This window comes from Secundilactobacillus angelensis, from assembly GCF_012641075.1.
In the GTDB taxonomy this organism is placed as follows: Bacteria; Bacillota; Bacilli; order Lactobacillales; family Lactobacillaceae; genus Secundilactobacillus; species Secundilactobacillus angelensis.
Genome location: NZ_JAAXLJ010000041.1, coordinates 1 through 3627 on the forward strand (window position 1 = coordinate 1; position 3627 = coordinate 3627).

General features: G+C 41.7%; 3 protein-coding genes. 1 reads left to right on the forward strand and 2 read right to left on the reverse strand.

Annotated elements, in window-relative coordinates; genetic code table 11:
- Positions 1-431: 431 nt before the first annotated feature.
- Both HC026_RS12160 and HC026_RS12165 read right to left on the reverse strand, forming a co-directional pair.
- Positions 432-644, reverse strand: coding sequence for a hypothetical protein (locus HC026_RS12160; RefSeq protein ID WP_168926182.1), 213 nt, complete (start codon positions 642-644; stop codon positions 432-434).
- A 118-nt stretch (positions 645-762) separates the two neighbouring features.
- Entirely contained in the window at positions 763-2601 is a 1839-nt protein-coding gene (locus HC026_RS12165; protein WP_168926183.1) for a cation:proton antiporter, read from the reverse strand.
- A gap of 470 nt (positions 2602-3071) precedes the next feature.
- On the opposite strand from HC026_RS12165, the gene spx reads away from it, so the two are divergent.
- Positions 3072-3470 carry a transcriptional regulator Spx gene (gene spx / locus HC026_RS12170; protein ID WP_168926184.1) on the forward strand — a complete coding sequence of 133 codons (399 nt, stop codon included), beginning with the start codon at positions 3072-3074 and terminating at the stop codon, positions 3468-3470.
- Positions 3471-3627 lie beyond the last annotated feature (157 nt).

The following is a 3627-nucleotide window of genomic DNA, read 5'->3' on the forward strand; positions in this document are numbered from 1 at the left end:
AGAACCATAAATCCAAGCCCAGGATTTTTGTCTCTCTCCCGTTAGGCTCCAGTCTCTAAGCACTTGCTTTCGCACCCTGATTTAGTTGGGCTTCAGCAAACAGAGACTTGCACCTAACAGGAGAGAACCATAAATCCAAGCCCAGGATTTTTGTCTCTCTCCCGTTAGGCTCCAGTCTCTAACCGTCTGCTTTCGCACCCTACAAAAAAAGATCCACCCGGGGGAGGGTAGATCCAACATAGGAGTAGGCATTTTCGTGATGGGGTTCACGGAAATATTATTTTACTTTGGAGGAGTAAAATGAAAAAGCTTACTTAATATCAACTAAGATATTAGTATACTAAGTAATATAATGCTCAAATGTGAAGAAAGTGTGAAGTTAGAATAACAGTTTAGTAACCGAATATGTTTTCAATAGTTAACACAATCAGCTAACTACCATTCTGCATATACACCATTTGATCCATTGAGATCTTTTTATGAAGCTCATCCACCAACTTACTGGATATCTGCTTTTGCTGGCTGATGTTTTGGACGTAACTATATTCGAATTGGAAGGCCGTTAAAAATAGTTCATTTTCAACGTCACCAGATTCTTCACTATTAGTCGTTCTTGACTGTCGGACTGCATAATAATGCCGCACAACGTCAACTTCTTGGCGATTATCGTCAGATTCGATTGAATCGAGGTAGCCGACTGCCCTGTCAAAACAGACTTGGTTAAGTTTACCAAAGGCTTCTCTTGCTTCAGTGTTGAAGTCATTACGTTGTTGGTTGTGGCAACTTCTGCTGTTGATTATTAGCCGGAAGTAACTGCGTGGTGGCAGGCAAAGCCAGTTGCTTTTGTGTCAGTGGGTTTGCCTGTTTGGTTTTGAAGCGCTCATCGTCTTTATGCTCACGGTAAAATGCTTGATAGGCGTTATACTTCTCCGTCTGACCATGCTGCTTCAGTAATTTCATTTTAGCCTCACGATTCCGTTTGAAGGATTTATTAAATTGTTTGCGGGCAGTTTTCGGGAAAAATCGGAAGCCCAGCATTTTAAACCACATTTTAAGGCGGGCCCACGGGCTCAGAAAGGCAAATTGGGCTTGAAATGTGATTGCTCGGTTGTATTGCCAACCAATACGAGCTTCAACTTCACCATTTTCAATCAACTCAGCAACCGCCGCGTGTTCAACGTCTTCAGTCTGTTCGAGTAACTGGTGAACTAGCTTATTATCTGCATTTTGACTGTACTGACTTTTTTGGCTATTCAAGACTTCGATGACACCGGGTAGGGCCCCTGATTTATCGTTAATATTACGGAGTTGGTCAATGGCGTAGTTCACCATTTTAACGATCTGCTCGTTAAGCTCGTCAGCTGAATAGGGTGCCTGTTTATTGGGCAACAGTATTGGCAAAACCAGACTTGGTACAATCATACTCAGTAAAATGATGATACCCGCGATTAAGATAATCGCACTGCGGAAAGGAAATGCGTGGCCAGCAACTACAAGCGGCAAGGAGAACGCCATTGAAAGGGTGATCGTCCCGTGGACGCCACTAAGCGCCATTAACAGACTATCCTTAATCCGGGTGCCTTCAGATGGCAACGAAACTAGGTTGAACATGCACCACAAAAAGCGCATCAATCCCATGAGCAGGTATAGTCCTACAGCAGTGATGAGCAACAGGGGTAAATTATGAATTTCGGATGTTGAAAGGGCGTTCCAGACACTTGGGATGGAAGCACCCAACAACACAAACACAAAGCCGTTGAGCAGGTTTGTTAAAGCTTCCCACGTCGTATTATTGACCAGTTGGGTTTGAGTGGAAGTTAATCGTAGCCGCTGCCCTTGGATACCATGAACGACACCAGCAGCCACCACCGCTAGAATACCTGATAGACCCAGATGTTCAGCAGTGAGGTAGATGACAAATGGTGTTAGTAAACTAAACGGTAGAATGACGGCGATGGTATCCAGTGTTTTATGTTGAAATAGGACACGAATTGAAACAATGATCATGCCCATAATCAACCCCACAGCAATACCGCCAAAAAAGACGATTAAAAACTGTCTTAAGCCTTGAGACAGTGAAAACTCCCCGGTAGTAAAGGCAGTTAATGCCAAACTCATTGCCACAATGCCAGAAGCGTCGTTGAACAGCGATTCATTCTCCAAGGCGCCCATGACGCGTTCTGGCATTTCAATTCCGGAGGTAATGGATGAAACAGCAACGGTATCGGTGGGCGTCACGATGGCAGCTAATGCAAAGCAAAGTGCCAGTGGCAGTGTTCCCCACAAAACGTGAGTTAGAGCGCCACCAACTAGAATTGTGACCAACGCTAAGACTACCGCTAGAGAAAGCGTGGAACGGATGTTTTTTCGCAATCGATGGGGGTCAGTGTTTTGCCCGTCATTGAACATCAGTGGTGCAATGATCATTAGCATAAAGATTTCTGGTTCCAAATGAAAATGATTGAAGATTGGAACCAGCGATAGCAGCATTCCTGCACCGATTTCGTAAAAAGCTAGCGGAATTTTTGGATAGATGGCATATATAATATTAGCCGCAATGGCAGCGACTACCAACAAAACGATTGTAAAGAACGAAGTCAACGGAACCACTCCCCCAAATGAATTATTCAAATTGTAACGCAAGTCTTAATTGAATACTATAATCGGATTACTTAAGCAGCGATAATAATTTTAGCCGTGAATAAACCTAAATTGGGGGGTAAATCTTTACTATCAAAGAGTAAGTAAAGCTAGATAAATCAAGCGTTTTGGGACGTTATAACGGATTCATAGTTTGATAAATCAATTTTATAAATGTAAATAAATCTATATCGTTATAACACGCGTGGTTATAACATTTTCGCCAAATATCAGGTCAAAACATAATTATCTTTTCACAAGCTAAAAAATATAAAAACTGTATTGAATTTTCCTGGATATGATGGTACTATAAAGTTGTTCATGATGAAGTGTTGGGGACTGAGTAATGAATGAATTAAGTTGCACCTTTGCTTTTGTTTTAGTTTTTTATTTGTTGCTAGGGGAAAGCGAAATGAAGGAAGTGCTTATCTATGATTAATTTATATGTTGCACCAAGCAGCGCATCGAGTCGTAAAGCGCGGGCATGGTTAGAAGATCATCAGATTCCTTTTAAGGAACGTAACATTAAGTCCAACCCGCTTAATGCGGATGAGATCAAGCAGATTTTACGCTTGACTGAAAACGGTAGCGAAGATATTATTTCTACTCGCTCTAACGTCTTCAAGAAGTTACACATCAACTTGGATGACTTATCAGTTAGCCAATTGGTTGATCTTGTTGTGAAGTACCCAGACTTAATTAAGCGCCCAATCATCTTTGATGACAAACGTTTGGAAGTCGGATACAACGAAGAAGAGATTCGTCGGTTCTTGCCACGTGATGTTCGTGTGGCGGAGCTGCGAGATCTTGAATCACAGCTCAGTTCATAATCAAACATTAACCTGCAGGGTGTGTGAACACTCAGTAGATACCAGAGTATAAAAAACGGGCTCTTTGGCAACTGTTGTTGGTAAATTTATAAATTAGTTCTAATCACTACTTTGTGATTAGGACTTTTTTAGTTTTAATATGCAAAGTATAAAGTAC

Bases quoted from the DNA above. Each gene is read 5' to 3' on its own strand.
- spx (WP_168926184.1), top strand. From the start codon at position 3,072: ATGATTAATTTATATGTTGCACCAAGCAGCGCATCGAGTCGTAAAGCG.